This window comes from Curtobacterium sp. UNCCL17 (genome assembly GCF_000686685.1).
Lineage (GTDB): Bacteria > Actinomycetota > Actinomycetes > Actinomycetales > Microbacteriaceae > Curtobacterium > Curtobacterium flaccumfaciens.
In genome coordinates, this window is record NZ_JMLI01000017.1 from 209,517 (window position 1) to 227,982 (window position 18,466).

Annotated in this window: 10 protein-coding genes and 1 tRNA gene; 8 read left to right on the plus strand and 3 right to left on the minus strand. The window is 72.1% G+C overall.

Annotated elements, in window-relative coordinates; all coding sequences use genetic code 11:
• The first annotated feature begins 21 nt into the window (after nt 1–21).
• On the plus strand, nt 22–3,183 hold the full coding sequence (locus BR70_RS18895) for a UrvD/REP family ATP-dependent DNA helicase (protein ID WP_197019594.1): 3,162 nt from the start codon (nt 22–24) through the stop codon (nt 3,181–3,183).
• Nucleotides 3,180–6,455 carry an ATP-dependent DNA helicase gene (locus BR70_RS0101160; protein WP_051596507.1) on the plus strand — a complete coding sequence of 1,092 codons (3,276 nt, stop codon included), beginning with the start codon at nt 3,180–3,182 and terminating at the stop codon, nt 6,453–6,455. Before BR70_RS18895 ends, BR70_RS0101160 begins: the two co-directional genes overlap by 4 nt.
• A 418-nt stretch (nt 6,456–6,873) precedes the next feature.
• Here the strand turns inward: BR70_RS0101160 and BR70_RS0101165 are convergent, their stop codons facing one another.
• On the minus strand, nt 6,874–7,872 hold the full coding sequence (locus BR70_RS0101165; protein ID WP_027464583.1) for a phosphotransferase: 999 nt from the start codon (nt 7,870–7,872) through the stop codon (nt 6,874–6,876).
• A gap of 116 nt (nt 7,873–7,988) precedes the next feature.
• On the opposite strand from BR70_RS0101165, the gene nudC reads away from it, so the two are divergent.
• Nucleotides 7,989–8,924 (plus strand): NAD(+) diphosphatase, encoded by a 936-nt coding sequence (nudC, locus tag BR70_RS0101170; RefSeq protein ID WP_027464584.1) that lies wholly within the window; start codon nt 7,989–7,991, stop codon nt 8,922–8,924.
• Entirely contained in the window at nt 8,921–10,687 is a 1,767-nt protein-coding gene (locus BR70_RS0101175) for an ATP-dependent helicase (protein ID WP_181440123.1), read from the plus strand. Before nudC ends, BR70_RS0101175 begins: the two co-directional genes overlap by 4 nt.
• Here the strand turns inward: BR70_RS0101175 and BR70_RS21990 are convergent.
• Together BR70_RS21990 and BR70_RS0101185 are read right to left on the minus strand one after the other, a co-directional pair.
• Nucleotides 10,578–11,435: a TOMM precursor leader peptide-binding protein gene (locus BR70_RS21990; RefSeq protein ID WP_051596508.1), complete on the minus strand. Its 858-nt coding sequence runs from the start codon at nt 11,433–11,435 to the stop codon at nt 10,578–10,580. The genes BR70_RS0101175 and BR70_RS21990 overlap by 110 nt on opposite strands.
• A gap of 60 nt (nt 11,436–11,495) precedes the next feature.
• On the minus strand, nt 11,496–12,914 hold the full coding sequence (locus BR70_RS0101185) for a zinc-dependent metalloprotease (RefSeq protein WP_027464586.1): 1,419 nt from the start codon (nt 12,912–12,914) through the stop codon (nt 11,496–11,498).
• A 152-nt stretch (nt 12,915–13,066) separates the two neighbouring features.
• Here BR70_RS0101185 and BR70_RS18905 point away from each other — a divergent pair, with 152 nt between their 5' ends.
• The 4 genes from BR70_RS18905 to BR70_RS0101205 all read left to right on the plus strand — a co-directional run bounded on the left by BR70_RS18905 (nt 13,067) and on the right by BR70_RS0101205 (nt 18,463).
• Nucleotides 13,067–14,176: a YlbL family protein gene (locus BR70_RS18905; RefSeq protein WP_035807577.1), complete on the plus strand. Its 1,110-nt coding sequence runs from the start codon at nt 13,067–13,069 to the stop codon at nt 14,174–14,176.
• Between the two features lie 165 nt (nt 14,177–14,341).
• A complete protein-coding gene (locus tag BR70_RS0101195) occupies nt 14,342–17,329 on the plus strand; it encodes a UPF0182 family membrane protein (RefSeq protein WP_197019595.1) in 2,988 nt (995 codons plus the stop codon).
• A gap of 63 nt (nt 17,330–17,392) precedes the next feature.
• A tRNA-Met gene (locus BR70_RS0101200) sits at nt 17,393–17,469 on the plus strand.
• A gap of 154 nt (nt 17,470–17,623) precedes the next feature.
• Nucleotides 17,624–18,463 (plus strand): carbon-nitrogen hydrolase family protein, encoded by an 840-nt coding sequence (locus BR70_RS0101205; protein ID WP_027464588.1) that lies wholly within the window; start codon nt 17,624–17,626, stop codon nt 18,461–18,463.
• The last annotated feature ends 3 nt before the right edge of the window (nt 18,464–18,466 follow it).

An 18,466-nucleotide genomic window follows, 5' to 3' on the forward strand; every position in this document is an offset into this window, starting at 1 on the left:
GGTCCTGGGTACCGTACGAGCGTGCCGCAGACCACGCTGATGCCCGCTCCCGAGGACACGGGATTCGCGCGCGCACTGGTCGACGACCCCTCGCAGGCCGCGGTGCTCGCGCTGCCGGACGGCCGTCACGCCGCGGTGATCGGTGCGCCGGGCAGCGGCAAGACGACCACGCTCGCCCGGCTCGTCGCCGACCGGCTGGCCCGACCCGACGCGATCACGCCCGACGGGCACGCGACGGTCCTCGCCCTGACCTCGGCGCGGACGGCTGCAACGGCGCTGCGTGACCGGCTCGCACGGGCGGTCGACCGGGTCGTGCCGGGTGCCCTCGCACGCACCGTGAACTCACTGGCGTTCCAGATCGTCACCCACGCGGCGTCGGTGCAGGGGCAGGAACCCCCGACGCTGCTGACCGGTGGGGAGCAGGACCGGATCATCGCCGACCTGCTCGCCGGGCACGAACTCGACGGCGCCGGACCGGCCTGGCCCGACCCGATCACCTCCGTGGTCCGGGAGCGAGCCGGGTTCCGCACCGCCCTGCGCGACGTCATGATGCGTGCGGTGGCCGCCGGCGTCGAGCCCGACGACATGCGGGAACTCGGCGACGAGCTCGGACGGCCCGAGTGGCGGGCCGTCGGCGACTTCGTGGACGACTACCGGGCATCGGTCACCGCGTTCCGGCCGACCGGGCTCGACTCCGGTGAACTCGTGGCGTACGCCACCGCCGCGGTGCTGCGGCACGAGCTCCCCGCCGGCATCGCCGCCCTGCGCCTGGTCGTGGTCGACGACACACAGGAACTGGTGGAGGGCGAGATCGCCCTGCTCGGGGCGCTCGCGCGCTCCGGCGTGCAGGTGGTGGCCTTCGGCGACCCGGACATCGCCGCCTCGGCGTTCCGCGGCGCCGAACCGGACGTGCTCGGTCGACTGGCCGTGCGACTCGGGGTCGACCGGGTCGACGAACTGTTCCTCGGCGCGGTGCACCGGCACCCCGCCCCGATCCGCGCCCTGGTCACCGGCGTCACGGGTCGCATCGGCACCGCGGCGGCCGGACGGCAGCGCAGCGCGTCGGCGGGCGACCAGGATGCGCGGTCCGACGCCGTCGTGCACCTCGAGGCCGCCAGCCGGTCCGCGCTCGTCGTGGCGATCGCCCGTCGACTGCGCGAACACCGCCTGCTCGACGGTGTGCCGTGGCACCGGATGGCCGTGGTCACCCGCAGCGGTGCTGCCATCCCCGAACTCGTCCGGGCACTCTCCGTGGCCGAGGTCCCGGCGACCGCCGGTGCCGCGCCCGTCCGTCCGCGCGACGACTCCGCGGCGCGGGCGCTGCTGGACGCGGCTGCGGTGGCGCTCGACGTCCTGCCGCTCGACGCCGCCCTGGCCACCGCGTTCGCCACGGGGCCCCTCGGTGGCCTGGACACCCTGGCGATGCGTCGGCTCCGGCTCGCCCTGCGGCGCGAGGAGCTCGCGGGCGACGGCAGCCGCACCGCCGACGAACTGCTGGTCGATGCCCTGGGCGCACCGGAGCGCCTGGCGACGGTGGACGCCGGGTTCGCGCGACGAGCGACCCGGCTGGCCCGGAGCCTGGTGCAGGCGCGTGCCGACGCCCAGGCGGGATCGAGCATCGAGGAGATCCTCTGGGGCCTCTGGGAACGCAGCGGTCTCGCGAAGTCGTGGGGTGCCCAGTCCGCCGCCGGTGGGGTCGGCGCCGGGGAGGCCGACCGGCACCTGGACGCCGTCGTCGGCCTGTTCACCGCCGCCAAGCGCTTTGTCGAGCGCACGCCGGACGCCCCCGCTCGGGTCTTCGTCGACGACCTGCTCGGCGCCGACCTGCCAGAGGACTCGATCGGCCCCGACCGGACCGCCGGCCGGGTGCGGGTGCTGACGCCGTCGGCGACGATCGGACTCGAGTGCGACGTGGTCGTGGTGCTCGGTCTGCAGGACGGCGTCTGGCCCAACACCCGGGTGCGCGGCAGTCTGCTCGACCCGGACGGACTGGTCCGCGCTGCTGCCGGGGTCGAGCGTTCGCCCATCGACGACCGTGCCGCCGTGGTCGCCGACGAACTCCGGCTGTTCGCCCGGGCCGTCTCGCGCGCCACCACCCAGGTCGTCATCGGCACGGTCGCGAACGACGACGAGTCGCCGTCACCCTTCGTCCGACTCGTCCCGGTGCCGCCGGACCGTCAGCCGACCGTCCACCCGCTGTCCCTGCGTGGGCTCGCCGGGTCGCTGCGCCGCCGGGTGGTGGGCTCGGGCGATCACGAGGCCGCGTCCGCGCTGGCCCGCCTGGCCGAGGCCGAGGTACCCGGTGCGGCTCCGGACGAGTGGTACGGGCTCGCCGAACCGACCACGGACGACCCCCTGGTCGACCTCGACGCCGAGCCCGAGCCCGCGCCCGGGGTCGAGGGCGGCGAGCCCGTCGCTCCGGCCGTGTCGGTGTCGCCGTCGCGCATCGGCACCTTCGAGGAGTGCCCGGTGCACTGGTTCGCGCAGACCTTCGGCGGCGGTGCCCCGAGCCCGGCGATGGGCATCGGCACGATCGTGCACGAAGCGATGGAGCACGCCACCGAGATCGACGTCGAGTCGCTGTGGGAGCAGGTCGAAGCGCGGTGGGACGAGCTCACCTTCGAGTCGCCCTGGGTCGCCGACCGCGAACGCGCCCGGACCCGGCGGATGATCGAAGGGCTGAGCGACTACCTCCGCACCTTCGCCAGTGCCGGCCGTCGACTGCTCGGCGCCGAGACCTCGTTCGCGCTCGTGACCGGCCCCGCCCGCATCCGGGGGAGCATCGACCGCATCGAGGTCGACCCCGAGGGCCGTGTCAGCGTCGTCGACCTGAAGACGGGCCGTTCGATGCCCAGCGAGAAGAACGACATGCCGGAACACCCGCAGCTCGGCGCCTACCAACTCGCGGTCGAGGACGGCGCGGTCGAGGGCGTGCCGGCGGGGTCTCCGATGACCGACGCCCGGCTGGTGTTCGTCCAGAACCCCCGCGGCGGACAGGCGTACTCCGAGCGGACGCAGCACGCGTTCGACGCCGAGGCACGGGAGGCCTACCGCGAGCGGTTGCACGGGGTGGCGCGGGGCATGGCCGGCCGGACGTTCGTGGCGAACGTGGACGACCACTGCGAGAAGGCCCGGACCGGGGTCGAGTGCCGGATCCACGTGGTGGCGGAGGTGACCTGGTGAGCGACACCGCGGACACGACCGACACGACCGGCACGGCTACTGCGGCCGACACGGCTCCTGCTGCTCCGCCCGTCATCCGGCACGGCGCCGACGCCATCGCCGACGCCCTCGGTCGCCCCCGTCCCACCGCCCAGCAGCGTGCCGTCATCGAGTCGCCGCTCGTGCCGGCGCTGGTCGTCGCCGGTGCCGGCAGCGGGAAGACCGAGACGATGGCCTCGCGCGTCGTCTGGCTGCTGGCCAACGGACTCGTCCGACCCGACGAGGTCCTCGGACTGACCTTCACCCGCAAGGCCGCCGGTGAACTCTCGGTCCGCATCAACGACCGCATCCGCGCGCTCGAGGACGTCGGACTGATCACTCCCGGGGACGCCTTCGAAGCGCCCACAGTCTCGACGTACAACGCCTTCGCCAACGCGGTCTTCCGCGAGAACGCCCTGCTCGTCGGGCGTGACGGCGAGTCCCAGGTGCTGACCGAACCCTCGGCCTGGCAGCTCGCCCGTCGGGTCGTGGTGGCCGCCCGCGACGACCGGCTCGCGGGACTCGACCGCGACGTCGACACCCTGACCGCAGCCGTGGTGGCGCTCGCCGGTGCCACCTCCGAACACCTCGTCGAACCGGAGGACCTCCGCCGGTTCGCGATCGAGTTCTCGGAGCTGCTCGAACTCCCCGGCAACCGCGGCAAGCCGTACAAGGCGATCACCGACGCGGTCGCCGCGATCGGCGCCCTCGAACCCCTGGCCGACCTGGTCGCCGAGTTCTGGCGGCAGAAGGTCGACCGCGGATTCGTGGAGTTCTCCGACCAGATCGCCCTCGCGCTCGCCGCGGCCGAGTCGGCCCCACGCGTCGTCACAGACCTGCGGAGCCGGTACGGGGTGGTGCTCCTCGACGAGTACCAGGACACCTCGGTGGTGCAGACCCGGTTCCTCGCCCGGCTGTTCCGCGGGCACTCGGTGATGGCGGTCGGCGACCCGCACCAGTCGATCTACGGGTTCCGCGGTGCGAGTGCCGCGAACCTCGCCCGGTTCCCGCACGACTTCGGCGGCGACGAACCCGGCGTGGCCGAACCCGTGACCTTCGCGCTGTCGACCAGCTGGCGGAACCCGGTGGACGTGCTCGCGGGGGCGAACGCGATCGTGGCACCGCTGTCCGAGGCGTCCGAGGTCGACGTCGAACGGCTCTCGCCCCGGCCGGGCGCGGACGCCGGCACCGTGCGGGTGGTGTTCCCCGAGACCCTGCCGGAAGAGGCCGACGAGGTCGCGGCGTGGTTCCAGGACCATCGCCGTCAGGACCCGACGGGCTCGATGGCGCTGCTGCTGCGCGCGCGGAAGGACCTCGCGGCGTTCACGGCGGCGCTCGGTGCCCGCGGGGTGCCGTACCACGTGCTCGGCACCGGCGGACTGCTCCAGCGCCCGGAGATCGTCGACCTGGTGGCGTGCCTGCGGGTGCTGCACGACCCGGCGGCCGGCAACGACCTGATCCGGCTGCTCGCGGGTGCACGGTGGCGGGTCGGTGCGGCGGACATCGTCGCCCTGCACCAGCTCGCCCGGTGGCTGTTCCAGCGCGACCACACTCAGCAGCGGCTCGATGACGACCTGACCGCGGCGTTCCGGGCCTCCGTTGCCGCCGGGGAGCACGGGTCGATCGTCGATGCGCTCGACTTCGTGGCGACCGCGCCCGACGAGCACGGCGCGCTCGAGGGCATCACCGCCGCGGGTCGCAGCCGGATGCGTGCGCTCGGCGGCCAGCTCGCGATGCTCCGGTCACGCGCGGGGAGCGACCTGGTCGACTTCGTGACGCTCGTCGTGCAGGAGATGCGGCTCGACATCGAGGTCGCCGCCCACGAACAGGGGAGCGGCGCCTACCTCGACGCCTTCATCGACGAACTCGCCGGCTTCGTCTCGACCGACGACCGCGCCGACCTCGGTTCGTTCCTCGGGTGGATCGACGCCGCAGCCCGGCGTGACGACATGGGCCCGCGTTCCGAGGAGCCCGAGGCCGGTACCGTGCAGATCCTGACGATCCACGGGTCCAAGGGACTGGAGTGGGATGCCGTCGCGGTGCCCCGGATGGTCGAGGGCGGACTGCCGGCACGCCCGCAGGAGGGCTCGTCCGGCTGGCTGGGGTTCGGCCGGCTGCCGTACGAGTTCCGCGGGGACGCCGCCGAGCTGCCACGACTCGCCTGGCGCGGGCAGGAGACCCAGAAGGACGTCACGACGGCGATCGACGCCTTCAAGGAACAGGTGAAGGCCCGCAACGAGGACGAGGAACGCCGGCTCACCTACGTCGCCCTGACCCGTGCCAAGCACGACCTGCTGGTGTCCGGCTCGTTCTGGGCCGGCGGGGTCCGACCCACCGAGCCGAGCCGCTACCTGCGCGACCTGGTGGACGCCGGCGTCATCGACGGTGCGGCGATCCCGGAGACGACGGTGCACGACGAGAACCCGATGGGGGAGAGCGGCGCGACCCAGACCTGGCCGCACGTGCCGTTCGGGCAGCGTGCGCCGCGGGTCCTGGCCGCCGCGGAGCGGGTGCGGAACGCGAACCCCGGAGCGGCGGGGCGCTTCGCCGCCGACATCGACCTGCTGCTCGCCGAGCGGCACGCCACCCGGAACGCGAAGCACGCGGTCGCCGTCCCGCACCGGGTGCCGGCGTCGGGCTTCAAGGACTACCTGACCGAACCCGACTCCGTCGCCGAGCGGCTCCGCCGGCCGATGCCGGAGCGACCGTACCGCGCGACCCGGCTCGGCACGCTCTTCCACCAGTGGGTGGAGCAGCGTGCGCGCAGCGGTGGCGCGCTCGAGACCCTCGACGTGTGGGACGGGGAGCTCGACCTCGATGCCGACGACCTCGCCGATGCGTCGCCGGACGCCGTGGTCACCGACGACGACGCCCGTCGACTGGCGGACTTCCAGGCGACGTTCGCCCGCTCCCGCTGGGCCGGGCTGACGCCGATCGAGGTCGAGCGCGAGATCCACATCCCGTTCCTCGGGCACAGCGTCGTCTGCAAGCTCGACGCCGTGTACGAGATCGACGGGCGTGCCGAGGTGGTGGACTGGAAGACGGGCAAGGCACCGTCCGGTGCGGACGACCTGGCCCGACGCACGCTGCAGCTCGCGTTGTACCGCGTCGCCTACGCCGAGTTCACCGGGCGGCCGCTCGACCAGGTCGATGCGGTGTTCTACTTCGTCGCCGACGACCTCGAGGTCCGTCCGACCGAGCTGCTCGACCGCGCCGGACTCGAGCGTGCGTGGTCCGAGGCCATCGGCAGCTGACGTCCCGCGGAAGGCGCGTCGCGCTCGTGTCGTGCTCCGCCTGTGTCGCGCTGCGCGCGAGGCGCGCCTCGATCGTCGCCCTGCGCCCTGCGCCCTGTCGCGCTGAGCCCGTGTCGAGCCGCGTCAGTGTCGCGCCGCGCCCGTGTCGTGCTCCGCCCTGGAGGCCCGGTGCCGGTCCGCCGGGCCGGCACCGGGCCTCCAGGCGGTCGCGTCAGGTGCCCGGGCGGCGGCCGGGACCGGTCACGACACCCCGCAGGACGCACAGCGAGTGGTCACAGACCTTCGGGTGGCCGCGCTGCGACCGACAGGTCGTGACCGCTCGGCGGAACTGAGCGGGGAGTCGTGACCACCGTGAGACGGTGCACGAGAAGTGTGGAACGAGGCGGTGTGGAACGAGACGGTGTGGAACGAGGCGGCGTCAGCCGTGGCGGCGTTCGGTGGAGGACAACAGCTGCTCCACCTCGCCGATCTCCATCGTCTCGGGTGACACGGACTGCAGCGGTTCCGCACTCGGGGCGTGCACCGCGTCGACCAGGCGGTGCATCATCGAGACGGCATCGTCGACGACCTCGGTGCTCTTCGCCTGCACGCCGTGCAGCAGCCAGTGCGCCGTCTCGAGCTCGTGGTGCACGCGCGCACGCTGAGCGAGCTGGCGGTCGCGTCCGCCGCCGTTCGCCTCGTAGGCGCTGAGGACGGTGTCGAAGGCGTCGCGGCGGCCGGCGAGCACCCATGCGAGGTCCTTCGCCGGGTCGCCGAGCCGCAGCTCGCCCCAGTCGAGGACCCCCGTCACCGCATCGCCGTCGGCGAGCAGGGCGCCGGTGCCGAGCGACCCGTGCACGACGGTCGGTGTGAACTGCCAGAGCTGCTGGTCCCGAGCGGCACCCTCCCAGCGTTCGACGAGCGCGGCGGGGACGAGCTTGGTCGCCACGGCGCGGTCCATCACCGAGACTGCGGACCGGAGCACCTCGAACGGCGTGAGCGAGGGCAGCCCGGCGTCGGAGACGAAGCTCGTCGGCAGCTGGTGGATCGAGGCGACGGCACGGCCGACACTGGTGGCGAGGTCGGGGCGCTCGACGAGCGACGCGAGGGTCGGGTGGGTCCCGGCAAGTCGGGTCGTGACGATGGCGCGCGTCGACCCGATCGGTGCCTGGCCGCGGTACTCGGCGACGCCGAACGGCAGCCGCGTGCGGATGCCGGCGCTCAGTGCACGGATGGCGACGAGGTCGGCTGACTGCCGGGCCTCGGCGCGCTGGTTCCGGGGGCGGCGGATGACGATCTCGGTGCCGTCGGCGTCGCGGAGGAGCGCCGACTCGTAGTCGCCGGCCGCGGCCGAGCCGAGCGTGCGCGTGCCCGTGACGAGGAGACCTGGAACGGCCGTCGTCGCCAACGCGGCTAGAGTGAACTGGGATCCCGCCATGCCCCTCAGGGTAGGCGCGTGACGCGTGCACGGCTGCACGCCACGCTGTTCGGCGGCCCGTACGCCCACCGCACGTCTCCTGCACGTCCGCACCCGATCCGAGGAGCTCTCCCGCCGTGACCGTCGAGTTCGCCGCCCGGCTCCCGCTCTCCCGCAACGAACTCGACCGCGACGCCGAGTTCCGCACGACCGACGACGTCGAGCGTGTCCTGCGCGAGGACGAGCACACCCGGTACCTACCGGTGCGTGGTGCTGAGATGCTCCGGAACGCCGACGGCACCCTGCGCTTCGTGGCCGCGACGGAGATCCCGGTCGACACCGTGACCCTGTACCTGGGCCGCGCGGTGTCGGACGCAGCCGACGCCCCGGCGGGTACCCGCTTCGTCGCCGCCCTGATCGACAGCGCGACGGCCACCACCATCGAACCCGACGACGCCGCCTGGCAGAGCCTCCGGATGTTCGGCACCGAGCTCTCGCCCCGCGACCAGGGCCTGGCGGTCGAAGCCGTGGCGATGGCCAACTGGCACGCCGTGCACGGCTTCTCGCCGCGCACCGGGTCACCCACGGCCGTCGTGAGCGGCGGATGGGTCCGCCGCGACCCCGAGGGGCACGACCTCTTCCCGCGCACGGACGCGGCGATCATCGTCGGGGTCGTCGACGCCGACGACCGGATCCTGCTCGGTTCCAACGCCGCGTGGGACGCCGACCGGTACTCGCTGCTGGCCGGGTTCGTCGAGCCGGGGGAGTCGCTCGAGGACGCCGTCCGCCGCGAGGTCTGGGAGGAGTCCGGAGTCCGCGTCGAAGAGCCCGAGTACCTCGGCTCGCAGCCGTGGCCGTTCCCCGCGTCGCTGATGGTGGGCTTCCGTGCTCGTGCAGCCGGCGGCGACCCGACGACCGCACGCCCCGACGGCGTGGAGATCCTGGACGTCCGGTGGTTCTCGCGCGACGAGATCCGCGAGCGCGCCGGCGACACCCTGCTGCTGCCGGGACGCACCTCGATCGCCCGCGCCATCATCGAGGAGTGGTACGGCGGGCCGCTGGACCTGCCGTGAGCGTCACCGGTCCGCGCGGCGCAACGGGCGCAGGGGCAGTCGAGCCCCGGCCGCCGTCGCCCGACGAACTGCTCGCCGCGCTCGACGCCGAGCAGCGGACGGTCGCCCGCACCCTGCTCGGTCCCGTCGCGGTGCTGGCCGGTGCCGGGACGGGCAAGACCCGTGCGATCACGCACCGGATCGCCTACGGGGTCGCCACCGGGACCTACGCCCCGAACCACGTCCTCGCACTGACCTTCACGACCCGTGCCGCCGGCGAACTGCGGTCGCGCCTGCGGGCCCTCGGGGCCGGGACGGTCCAGGCGCGCACCTTCCACGCCGCCGCGATGGCGCAGCTCAGCTACTTCTGGCCGGACACCGTCGGCGGGCACGCCCCCAAGATCGTCGAGTCCAAGGGTCGGATGATCGCCCACGCCGCGGACACCGTCGGCATGCACGTCGACACCCCGGTGCTCCGCGACCTGGCCGCCGAGGTCGAGTGGCGCAAGGTGCAGATGCTCTCGCTCGACGAGTACGAGGCCGCCGCCGCGGACCGGGTGATGCCGCGGGACACCACACCGCGCCGGGTCATCGACCTGATGAAGGCGTACGAGCGGCTGAAGGACGACCGGCGGCAGCTCGACTTCGAGGACGTCCTGCTGGCGACCCTCGGCATGGTCGAGTCCGAGCCCCGCGTGGCGTCGTACGTGCGGCAGCAGTACCGGTTCTTCGTGGTCGACGAGTACCAGGACGTCTCGCCGGTGCAGCACGACCTGCTGCGGGCCTGGCTGGGTGGCCGTGACGACCTGTGCGTCGTCGGCGACGCCAGTCAGACCATCTACTCGTTCGCCGGCGCCTCGAGCGACTACCTGCTCGGGTTCGGGTCGGAGTTCCCCCGCGGGTCGGTCCTGCGCCTCGAGCGGAACTACCGCTCCACCCGCGAGGTCGTGTCCGCGGCCAACACGCTGATGCGCGGCCAGCCCGGGGCACTCGACCTGGTGGCCCAGAGCCAGGAACCGGGCCCGGAACCGGTCGTGCTGGCCTGTGTCCACGACGGCGACGAGGCGCAGACCATCGCCCGCCGCATCGCCGAGCTCGTCGGAGCCGGAGCGTCCTACGGGGAATGCGCCGTGCTCTTCCGCGTCGGGGCGCAGTCCGCAGCGCTCGAGTCTGCGCTCGGCCGGAACGGCATCCCGTACCGCGTGCAGGGAGGCACCCGCTTCTTCAACCGCCCGGAGGTCAAGCTCGCTGTCCACCACATGCGCGGCGAGGCGATCCGGCAGACCGACGACGAGCTGACCCGACGGGTCCGGCTGGTGCTGCAGGTCAGCGGCTGGACGGAGACGCCGCCGGAGGGCACCGGCGCAGTGCGCGAGCAGTGGGAAGCGCTGCAGGCGATCATGGGTCTGGCCGAGGACGCCCCCGCCGGCACGACGATGCAGCAGTTCACCCAGGACCTGGTGGACCGTGCGGCGACGCACCACGAGCCCGAGGTCGACGCCGTCACGCTCGCGACGCTGCACTCGTCGAAGGGTCTGGAGTGGCCGCACGTGGTCATCGCCGGCGCCGCCGAGGGTCTCCTGCCGATCTCGCACGCGTCGACCGACACCGAGGTGGACGAGGAGCGACGCCTGTTCTACGTCGGGCTGACCCGAGCCCGCCGATCCGTCACGATCACGTGGTCGCAACAGGGCTCCACGCGTGGGGGAGCCCGGGCTCCGAGTCGGTTCCTGGCAGCGCTCGGCACGCGCACCGCGGATGGGGTCGGACCGGCGAACGGCTGACCGTCAGGTCGTCGCGCTCGAAGACGAGCTGGTCGGGCTCGGCCCGTTGCGTCCGGAGCGGGAGACGTTCCAGCAGCATCCGTGTCGTGGCGGCGGCCACCGCCGCTGCCCGCCACGGTGAGAGCGGTGCCGGGTGCCGGCCCCACACCTGGGCGGCGATGGCCGGCCAGGCCGGGTCGTCGTCGACGCGTGCGTACTCAGCGCACTGGAGGCACGGCCCGGCTCCCGGCACGACGAACGGACCGAGACGGACGCGTCCGTCCCCGACGACGACCGCCAGGTGCGGCACGCCCCGTCGGGTCCACGCGGCGCGGAGCGCCGGGTCGACGACGTGGTCGGCCACCACCACGGCGAGGCGTGGTTCGGGCTCGGGCAGCACGATCGGCCCCCCGGCGGGCGCGGTGGTACGACTGACCGTCACGCCCTCGCCGGACAGGAACGTCGCCACGGTGTCGGCGAGGACACCGGCGCCGTGCACCTCGATGCGTTCGAGCGGCTCGGGCAGGACCTCGACCACCGCGGGCGACGCGGCACCGAGCACCCCGGCAGCACGTTCCGGGGAACACCCCGACGCGGCCGCGAGGCCGGACAGCACGTCGTGCCCGGTCTCTCGTCGGAGGCCGTTGAGGAACCGCTCTTCCCCCGTGGTGGGCACCGCGACGACCGCGCGCGGGGGGTCGACCCCGAGCTGAACCGTGGCGGGGTCACGCCAGACGAACTCGAGCGTCGGATCGATGCGGATGCCCATGACCCCACGGTGCCGGAGTGCGCGGCACGCGTGGGGTCACAAGAGGGATCTGTGGAGAACTCAGCGGGGCTGGTCGCCCGTGTCGTTCCCGGGCTCGTCGCCCGCTCCACCCTCGGGGTCGTCGGCCACGCGGCCGGACTCGTCCTCGTGCGGGCGCGCGCCGGTCGAGTCGTTCAGCAGGTCCTCGAGGGCCTTGTCGAACGCGTCGTCCTCGTCGGTCTGGGACGGGTTCCGCAGCCGTGCGACGAGGGCGTCGGGTGCGTCGACGTCGTCCGAGGTCGGCACGAGGTCGAAGTGCGACCAGAGGGCGTCGCGCTGCTCGGCACCGAGCTCGTCGGTCACCCGCTGCCACATCGCCGCGGCCTCACGCAGACGGCGCGGCCGCAGCTCGAGGCCGACGAGTGTGGCGAACGCCGACTCGGCGGGGCCACCCGCGGCACGGCGACGGCGCACCATCTCGGCGATCGCCCCGGCCTTGGGGAGACGGACGGTGGCAGCAGCGGTGACCGTGTCCACCCAGCCCTCGACCAGCGCGAGCATCGTCTCGAGCCGGGCGAGGGCGGCGTCCTGCTCGGCGGTGCGCGGCGGGATGAGGGCACCCGACGCGAGTGCGTCGCGCAGCTGCTCCTGGTTGGTCGGGTCGATGTCGGCCGCGAGTTCCTCGACGCGGTCGAAGGGGATGTGGATGCCCCGTGCGTAGTCCGTGATCGACGAGATGATGTGCAGCCGGAGCCACCGTGCCGACCGGAAGAGCCGGGCGTGCGCGAGTTCGCGGACCGCGAGGTAGATGCGGACCTCGTCCTCGGAGACGTCGAGGCCCTCGGCGAACTCGGCGACGTTCTGGGGCAGGAGCGCTGCGACCTGCTCGTCGAGGAGTGGCACGCCGACGTCGCCGCCGGACACGACCTCCTTCGAGAGCTGCCCGACGACCTGACCGAGCTGGATCGCGAACAACGCCCCGCCGATGCCGCGCATCGCCTTCGAGACGTCACCGAGCATCGCCTTGAGCTGCTCGGGAGCACGCTGGTCGATCGCCTCGGTCAGGGCATCGGCGATGCTGAAGGCCACCGGCTCGGCGATCTGCGTCCACACCGGGACGGTCGCCTTGGCCCACTGCTCACGCGTGTAGAGACTCGGGGTCGCGGTCAGTTCGGCGACCGTCGTGACCTCGTCGAGCCACAGTGCGGCGACCTGGAACGCCTGGTCGGCCGCCTGCGAGGTGGCCGGGTCGACGGGGTGGCCGCCCTCCCGAGCGATCGCGGTGGCGCGTTCGGCGGTGGCCGAGAAGTCGATGCCGTCACCGCCGGACTGGGCGGCGCGCTGGAGCTGGCTCATCAGGTTCGCCACGGAGGCCGGGTCGTTCGGCAGGCCGGCGGCACCGGCGAGCTGCGACGGGTCGATCTGGCCCTCGCCCGAGAGCAGCTTGCGCAGCATCTCCTGGAAGTCGTCGTCCGGCCCCGGCTGTGGTTCATCAGGCATGCCGACTACGCTAATCGCTGCTCACGGGGCCGCACCTGGGATGCCCCCGTGGGAACGCCCGAAGCGCTGCGCCCAGGGCGAACAGCCCCGTCGCGAGACGTGGGCGACCACCCTGCCGCCAGGCGCGGGTGCCCACCTCGGAAGGACCCCGCGTGACCCTCTTCGCCCCCGCGCCCCGTCGTCGCTCGCGTGCCCGGACCGTCGGGTGGGCGTTCCTGATCGGCGCGGTCGTCCTGGGCCTGTTGGCGAGCCTGCTGCCCAGCCCGTACCTCATCGAGGTCCCCGGGCCGGTCTACAACACCATCGGCACGCAGAAGCAGGGGACGGGCAAGGACGCGAAGGACGTCAAGCTCATCCAGGTGTCCGGCCACGAGACGTACCCGACGGCCGGTGCCCTCGACATGCTCACCGTCGGGATCCAGGGCGACGCCACGAACCGTCCGTCCTGGACCAGCGTCATCCGCGCGATCTTCACCAGGTCACAGGCGGTCATCCCGGTCGAGGCGATCTACCCGAGCGGCACCACGACCGAGCAGGTGAACGAGCGGGACTCCGCCGACATGCAGGCATCGCAGCAGTCGGCCGTCGCCGCCGCGCTCATCCAACAGGGGAACGACCTTCCGACGGAACTCGAGGTCAGCGCCGTGCAGGAGGGCTCGGCGGCCGACGGCGCGATCGAGAAGGGCGACGTCATCACGGCGTTCGACGGCAGGTCGCTCACGACCAACGCCGACGCCTCGAGCCTCCGCGAGCTGGTTGCGAAGCACGGCACCTCGCGCCCCGCGACCGTCACCGTCGAACGGGACGGCGCGACCGAGGACGTCAGGATAACGCCGCGCAGTGAACAGGGCACGGCGCTGCTCGGGGTCGGTGTCACCGAGCGCTACGAGTTCCCCTTCAAGGTGTCGATCCGGTTGCAGGACGTCGGCGGTCCGTCCGCCGGCATGATGTTCGCGCTCGGGATCATCGACGAGATCACGCCGGGCAAGCTCAACGGCGGCAAGCACGTCGCGGGCACCGGCACGATCACGGCAGACGGCGAGGTCGGGCCCATCGGTGGGATCCGCCAGAAGCTCTACGGGGCGGCGGACGCGGGTGCCACGGTGTTCCTCGCCCCCGCGGACAACTGCGACGAGGTCGTCGGGCACGTGCCGGACGGACTCGACGTCTACAGCGTCTCCACGCTCGACCAGGCCGTCACCGACCTGCAGACGATCGCCGACGGCGGGAGCACCGCGAAGCTCGCCCGCTGCGGTTCCTGACCCGGTCCTGAGTCCCCGTACAGGTTCACGTCCGGTCGGGTCCCATAGGATCAGTGTCACTGACGGCCCGCCGCGAGCCGGGCCCGCCGGTCCGACACGTCTGGAGCACATCAAGTGACGACAACCTCGTCCACCTCGGGGCGGCGTTCGCCGCGGGTCCCCATCGTGGTCACGATCATCGTGCTGGCCGCACTGGTGATCGCCTTCTTCATCTTCGCCAGCCTGTACACCGACTACGCGTGGTTCGCGCAGCTCGGGTTCCAGCAGGTCCTCACGACCCGGTGGATCGCCGGGACGCTGATGTTCCTGGCGGGCTTCCTCGGCATGGCGGTCCCGGTCTTCGTGAGCATCGCGCTCGCGTTCCGGTTCCGGCCGGTCTACGCGAAGCTCAACTCGCAGCTCGACCGCTACCAGCAGGTCATCGAGCCCCTGCGGCGCGCCGTGATGATCGGCATCCCCGTGGTCCTCGGCATCTTCGCCGGGCTCTCGACGGCGGGGCGCTGGAGCATGGTCCTCGAGTACTTCAACCGCACGCCGTTCGGCAAGACCGACCCGCAGTTCGGACTGGACATCGGGTTCTACGTGTTCGAGCTGCCGTTCTGGCGCTCGATCGTGGCCTACTCGTCGGCCGTCGTCCTCATCGCCGGTCTCGCCGCACTCGCGGCGAGCTACCTCTACGGCGCGCTCCGCTTCGGTGGTCGTGAGGTCCGGATCTCCCGCGCCGCGCGCATCCAGCTCGCGGTCACGGCGGCGCTCTACATCGCGCTGCAGGCCGTCAGCCTCTGGCTCGACCAGTACGCGGCCCTGACGAAGTCGAACTCGCTCATCACCGGTGCCCAGTACACCGACGTCAACGCGGTGATCCCGGGCCGCGAGATCATGGCCGGCATCGCGGCGATCGTCGCGTTGCTCTTCATCGTCACGGCGGTCATCGGCCGCTGGCGCATCTCGATCGTCGGGACGGGCCTGCTGCTCGTCGCCGCGATCGTCGTCGGGGGCATCTACCCGTGGGTCGTCCAGCGTCTGCAGGTGAAGCCCTCGGAGCGCACGTTCGAGTCCGCCTACATCGAGCGGAACATCAAGGCCACGCGTGACGCCTACGGTGTCGCCGGCGTCGAGGAGCAGAACTACGACGCCACGACCGAGACGAGCTCGGGTGCGCTCGCGAAGGACGCGCAGACCACGGCCAACATCCGTCTCATCGACCCGAAGATCGTCTCCGACACGTTCAGCCAGCTGCAGCAGTACCGGCAGTACTACCAGTTCCCGAAGGAGCTGGACGTCGACCGCTACGACGTCAAGGGCGAGACCGAGGACACCGTGATCGCGGTCCGCGACATCGACCTCGCCGGGCTCAGCTCGGCCGCGAACACGCAGTACAACCGGGCGTTCGTCTACACACACGGCTACGGCGTCACCGCGGCCTACGGCAACCAGCGCGCGAGCGACGGCAAGCCGGTGTTCCTCGAGTCCGGGATCCCGTCGAACGGTGCCCTGGGGGACTTCCAGCAGCGCGTGTACTTCGGTGAGACCTCGCCGCCCTACTCGATCGTGGGTGCCCCGAAGGGCACGAAGGACGTCGAGCTCGACTACCCGTCCGGCTCCGACGACGACAACGGTGGCAACGCGACCACCACGTACGCCGGCGACGGCGGTCCGAGCCTCGGCAACTTCTTCAACCGGCTCGTCTACGCCGCGAAGTTCCAGTCGGAGCAGATCCTGCTCTCGAACGCGGTGAACAAGGACTCGCAGATCCTCTACGACCGCGATCCGATCACCCGCGTGCAGAAGGCCGCGCCGTACCTGACCGTCGACAGCGACGCGTACCCGGCGATCGTCGACCACCGCATCCAGTGGGTGGTGGACGGCTACACCACGAGCGACGCGTACCCGTACTCGCAGAGCCAGAGCCTGTCGGACAGCATCGCCGGCGCCGAGTCCTCGACGTACCGCACCGACCAGGTGAACTACATCCGGAACTCGGTGAAGGCCACGGTCGACGCGTACACGGGCAAGGTGACGCTGTACACGTGGGACACGAAGGACCCGGTCCTCAAGACGTGGCAGAAGATCTTCCCGACGTCGATGAAGCCGGTGTCGAGCATGAGCGCGGAACTCCTCGACCACGTGCGGTACCCGACGGACCTGTTCAAGGTGCAGCGCTCGATCCTGGGCACCTACCACGTGACCAACGCCAACTCGTTCTACTCGGGTGACGACGCGTGGAACACCCCGCAGGAACCGACGAGCACGGCGACGTCGGACAGCGACGCCGACACCGCGGCGACGTCGACGAACGCGCTCGGCGCGCAGACGACGACGACGGCCAACAGGGCGAACCTGCAGGACCCGTACTACCTGACGATGAAGGTGCCGGGTCAGGGGACCGCGTACTCGCTGTACACGACCTACATCCCGCAGCAGTCGGCCGGGGCGAACAACCGCAACGTGCTGACCGGCTACCTGGCGGTGAACTCCGACGCGGGTGGTGCCGGCAAGGGCGAGAAGGCGTCGGGCTACGGCAAACTCACGCTGTTGACGATGCCGAAGACCGACAACATCCCGGGCCCCGGACAGGTGCAGAGCCTCTTCAACGGTGACTCGACCGTGTCGCAGGAGCTCAACATCCTGAAGCGCGGCAACTCGACCGTGAAGCAGGGCAACCTGCTCACGCTCCCGGTCGGCGGCGGGTTCCTCTACGTGCAGCCCGTCTATGTCCAGTCGACCTCGAGTGGTTCGTACCCGCTGCTGCAGAAGGTCCTCGTGGCCTTCGGCGACAAGATCGCGTTCGAGGACACGCTCGACGAGGCCCTGAACTCGCTGTTCGGCGGGGACTCCGGTGCGGCGGCCGGCGACTCCGGCGCGAGCGGCGGCGACAGCGGCAGCGGTACCGGTTCCGGTTCCGACAGCGGGTCTGGCTCGGACACGGGTTCCGGCTCCGACACGGGCTCCGGGTCGACCGGCTCGACCGGCTCGGCGGGTTCCGGCTCGGCTGACAACGACGCCCTGCAGAATGCCCTGGCCGACGCCAAGGCAGCCCTGCAGGACCGCCAGGAGGCCTACGCGGACAACGACCTGGTCGCTGCGGCGGAAGCCGACCAGCGCCTCCAGGACGCGATCGAGGCCGCCACGGCAGCCGAGAACGGCAAGTGACACACCGTGGCGGGGCACTCGATTTGTGTCCCGCCACGGCCCCGTGTAGGCTTCTAATCGTGCCGCGGGGTGGAGCAGTTCGGTAGCTCGCTGGGCTCATAACCCAGAGGTCGTAGGTTCAAATCCTGCCCCCGCAACCAAGCGTCACATGAAGGCCCCGGTCCAACAGGACCGGGGCCTTCTTCGTGTCCCCGCCTGCTGGACGACCGGCCGCAGGCCGACCGGCCGCAGGCCCGCCCGCCGGACGACCGATCGCAGGCCCGCCCGCCGCACACCCCCGGGTACGCTCACCGCATGGCCACCCTCACGATCGCGGCGGCGCAGTTCGCCCCCGTGGACGACCCCGTCGCCAACCTCGACACCGTGCGCACCGCCGCCGTCGACGCGGCCGCCCGGGGCGCGGACCTCCTCGTCACGCCGGAGTACACCTCGTACTTCACCGCCGACATCGACGATCGGTTCGTCGCCGCGGCGCAGCCCCTGGACGGTCCGTTCGTCTCGGGCCTCCGCGACGTCGCTCGCGAGACCGGCATCGCCCTGGTCGTCGGGGTCGCCGAGTCAGCGGACACGCCGGAGCGCTTCCGGAACACCCTGGTCGCGGTGCTCCCGTCGGGGGACGTGGCGGCGACGTACCGGAAGGTCCACCTCTACGACGCCTTCGGCTCGCGGGAGTCGGACCGCATCGAGTCCGGCGACCCGGAGCAGCTGCCGGTCTTCGAGTTCGGCGGAGTCCGCGTCGGGCTCGAGACCTGCTACGACCTGCGCTTCCCCGAGGTCACCCGACGGCTCGCCGCTCCCGAGACCGGCGCGGCCGACGTCGTCGTCCTCCCGGCGGAGTGGGTGCGCGGGCCCGGCAAGGAGCACCACTGGCGCACGCTCCTCACGGCGCGCGCGATCGAGAACACCGTCTGGGTCGTCGGGGTCGGCCAGACGCCGCCCATCGGGATCGGCGGCTCGGTCGTCCTCGACCCGTCCGGCGTCGCTGTGGCCTCGGCCGGTGCCTCGCCGGGCACGCTCACCGCCACGATCGACACCACCGTCACGGACGCAGTCCGTCGGGTGAACCCGTCGTTGTCGCTGCGGCGGTACGACGTCGCACTGCGCACCCCGCCTGGAGGCCCGGGGCAGCGCTGACGC

Excerpts from the sequence above, each read along its gene's own strand:
- BR70_RS0101165 (WP_027464583.1), bottom strand. The coding sequence starts at position 7,872 with ATGGCGGGATCCCAGTTCACTCTAGCCGCGTTGGCGACGACGGCCGTT.
- BR70_RS21990 (WP_051596508.1), bottom strand. The coding sequence starts at position 11,435 with ATGGGCATCCGCATCGATCCGACGCTCGAGTTCGTCTGGCGTGACCCC.
- BR70_RS0101185 (WP_027464586.1), bottom strand. The coding sequence starts at position 12,914 with ATGCCTGATGAACCACAGCCGGGGCCGGACGACGACTTCCAGGAGATG.
- BR70_RS0101205 (WP_027464588.1), top strand. The coding sequence starts at position 17,624 with ATGGCCACCCTCACGATCGCGGCGGCGCAGTTCGCCCCCGTGGACGAC.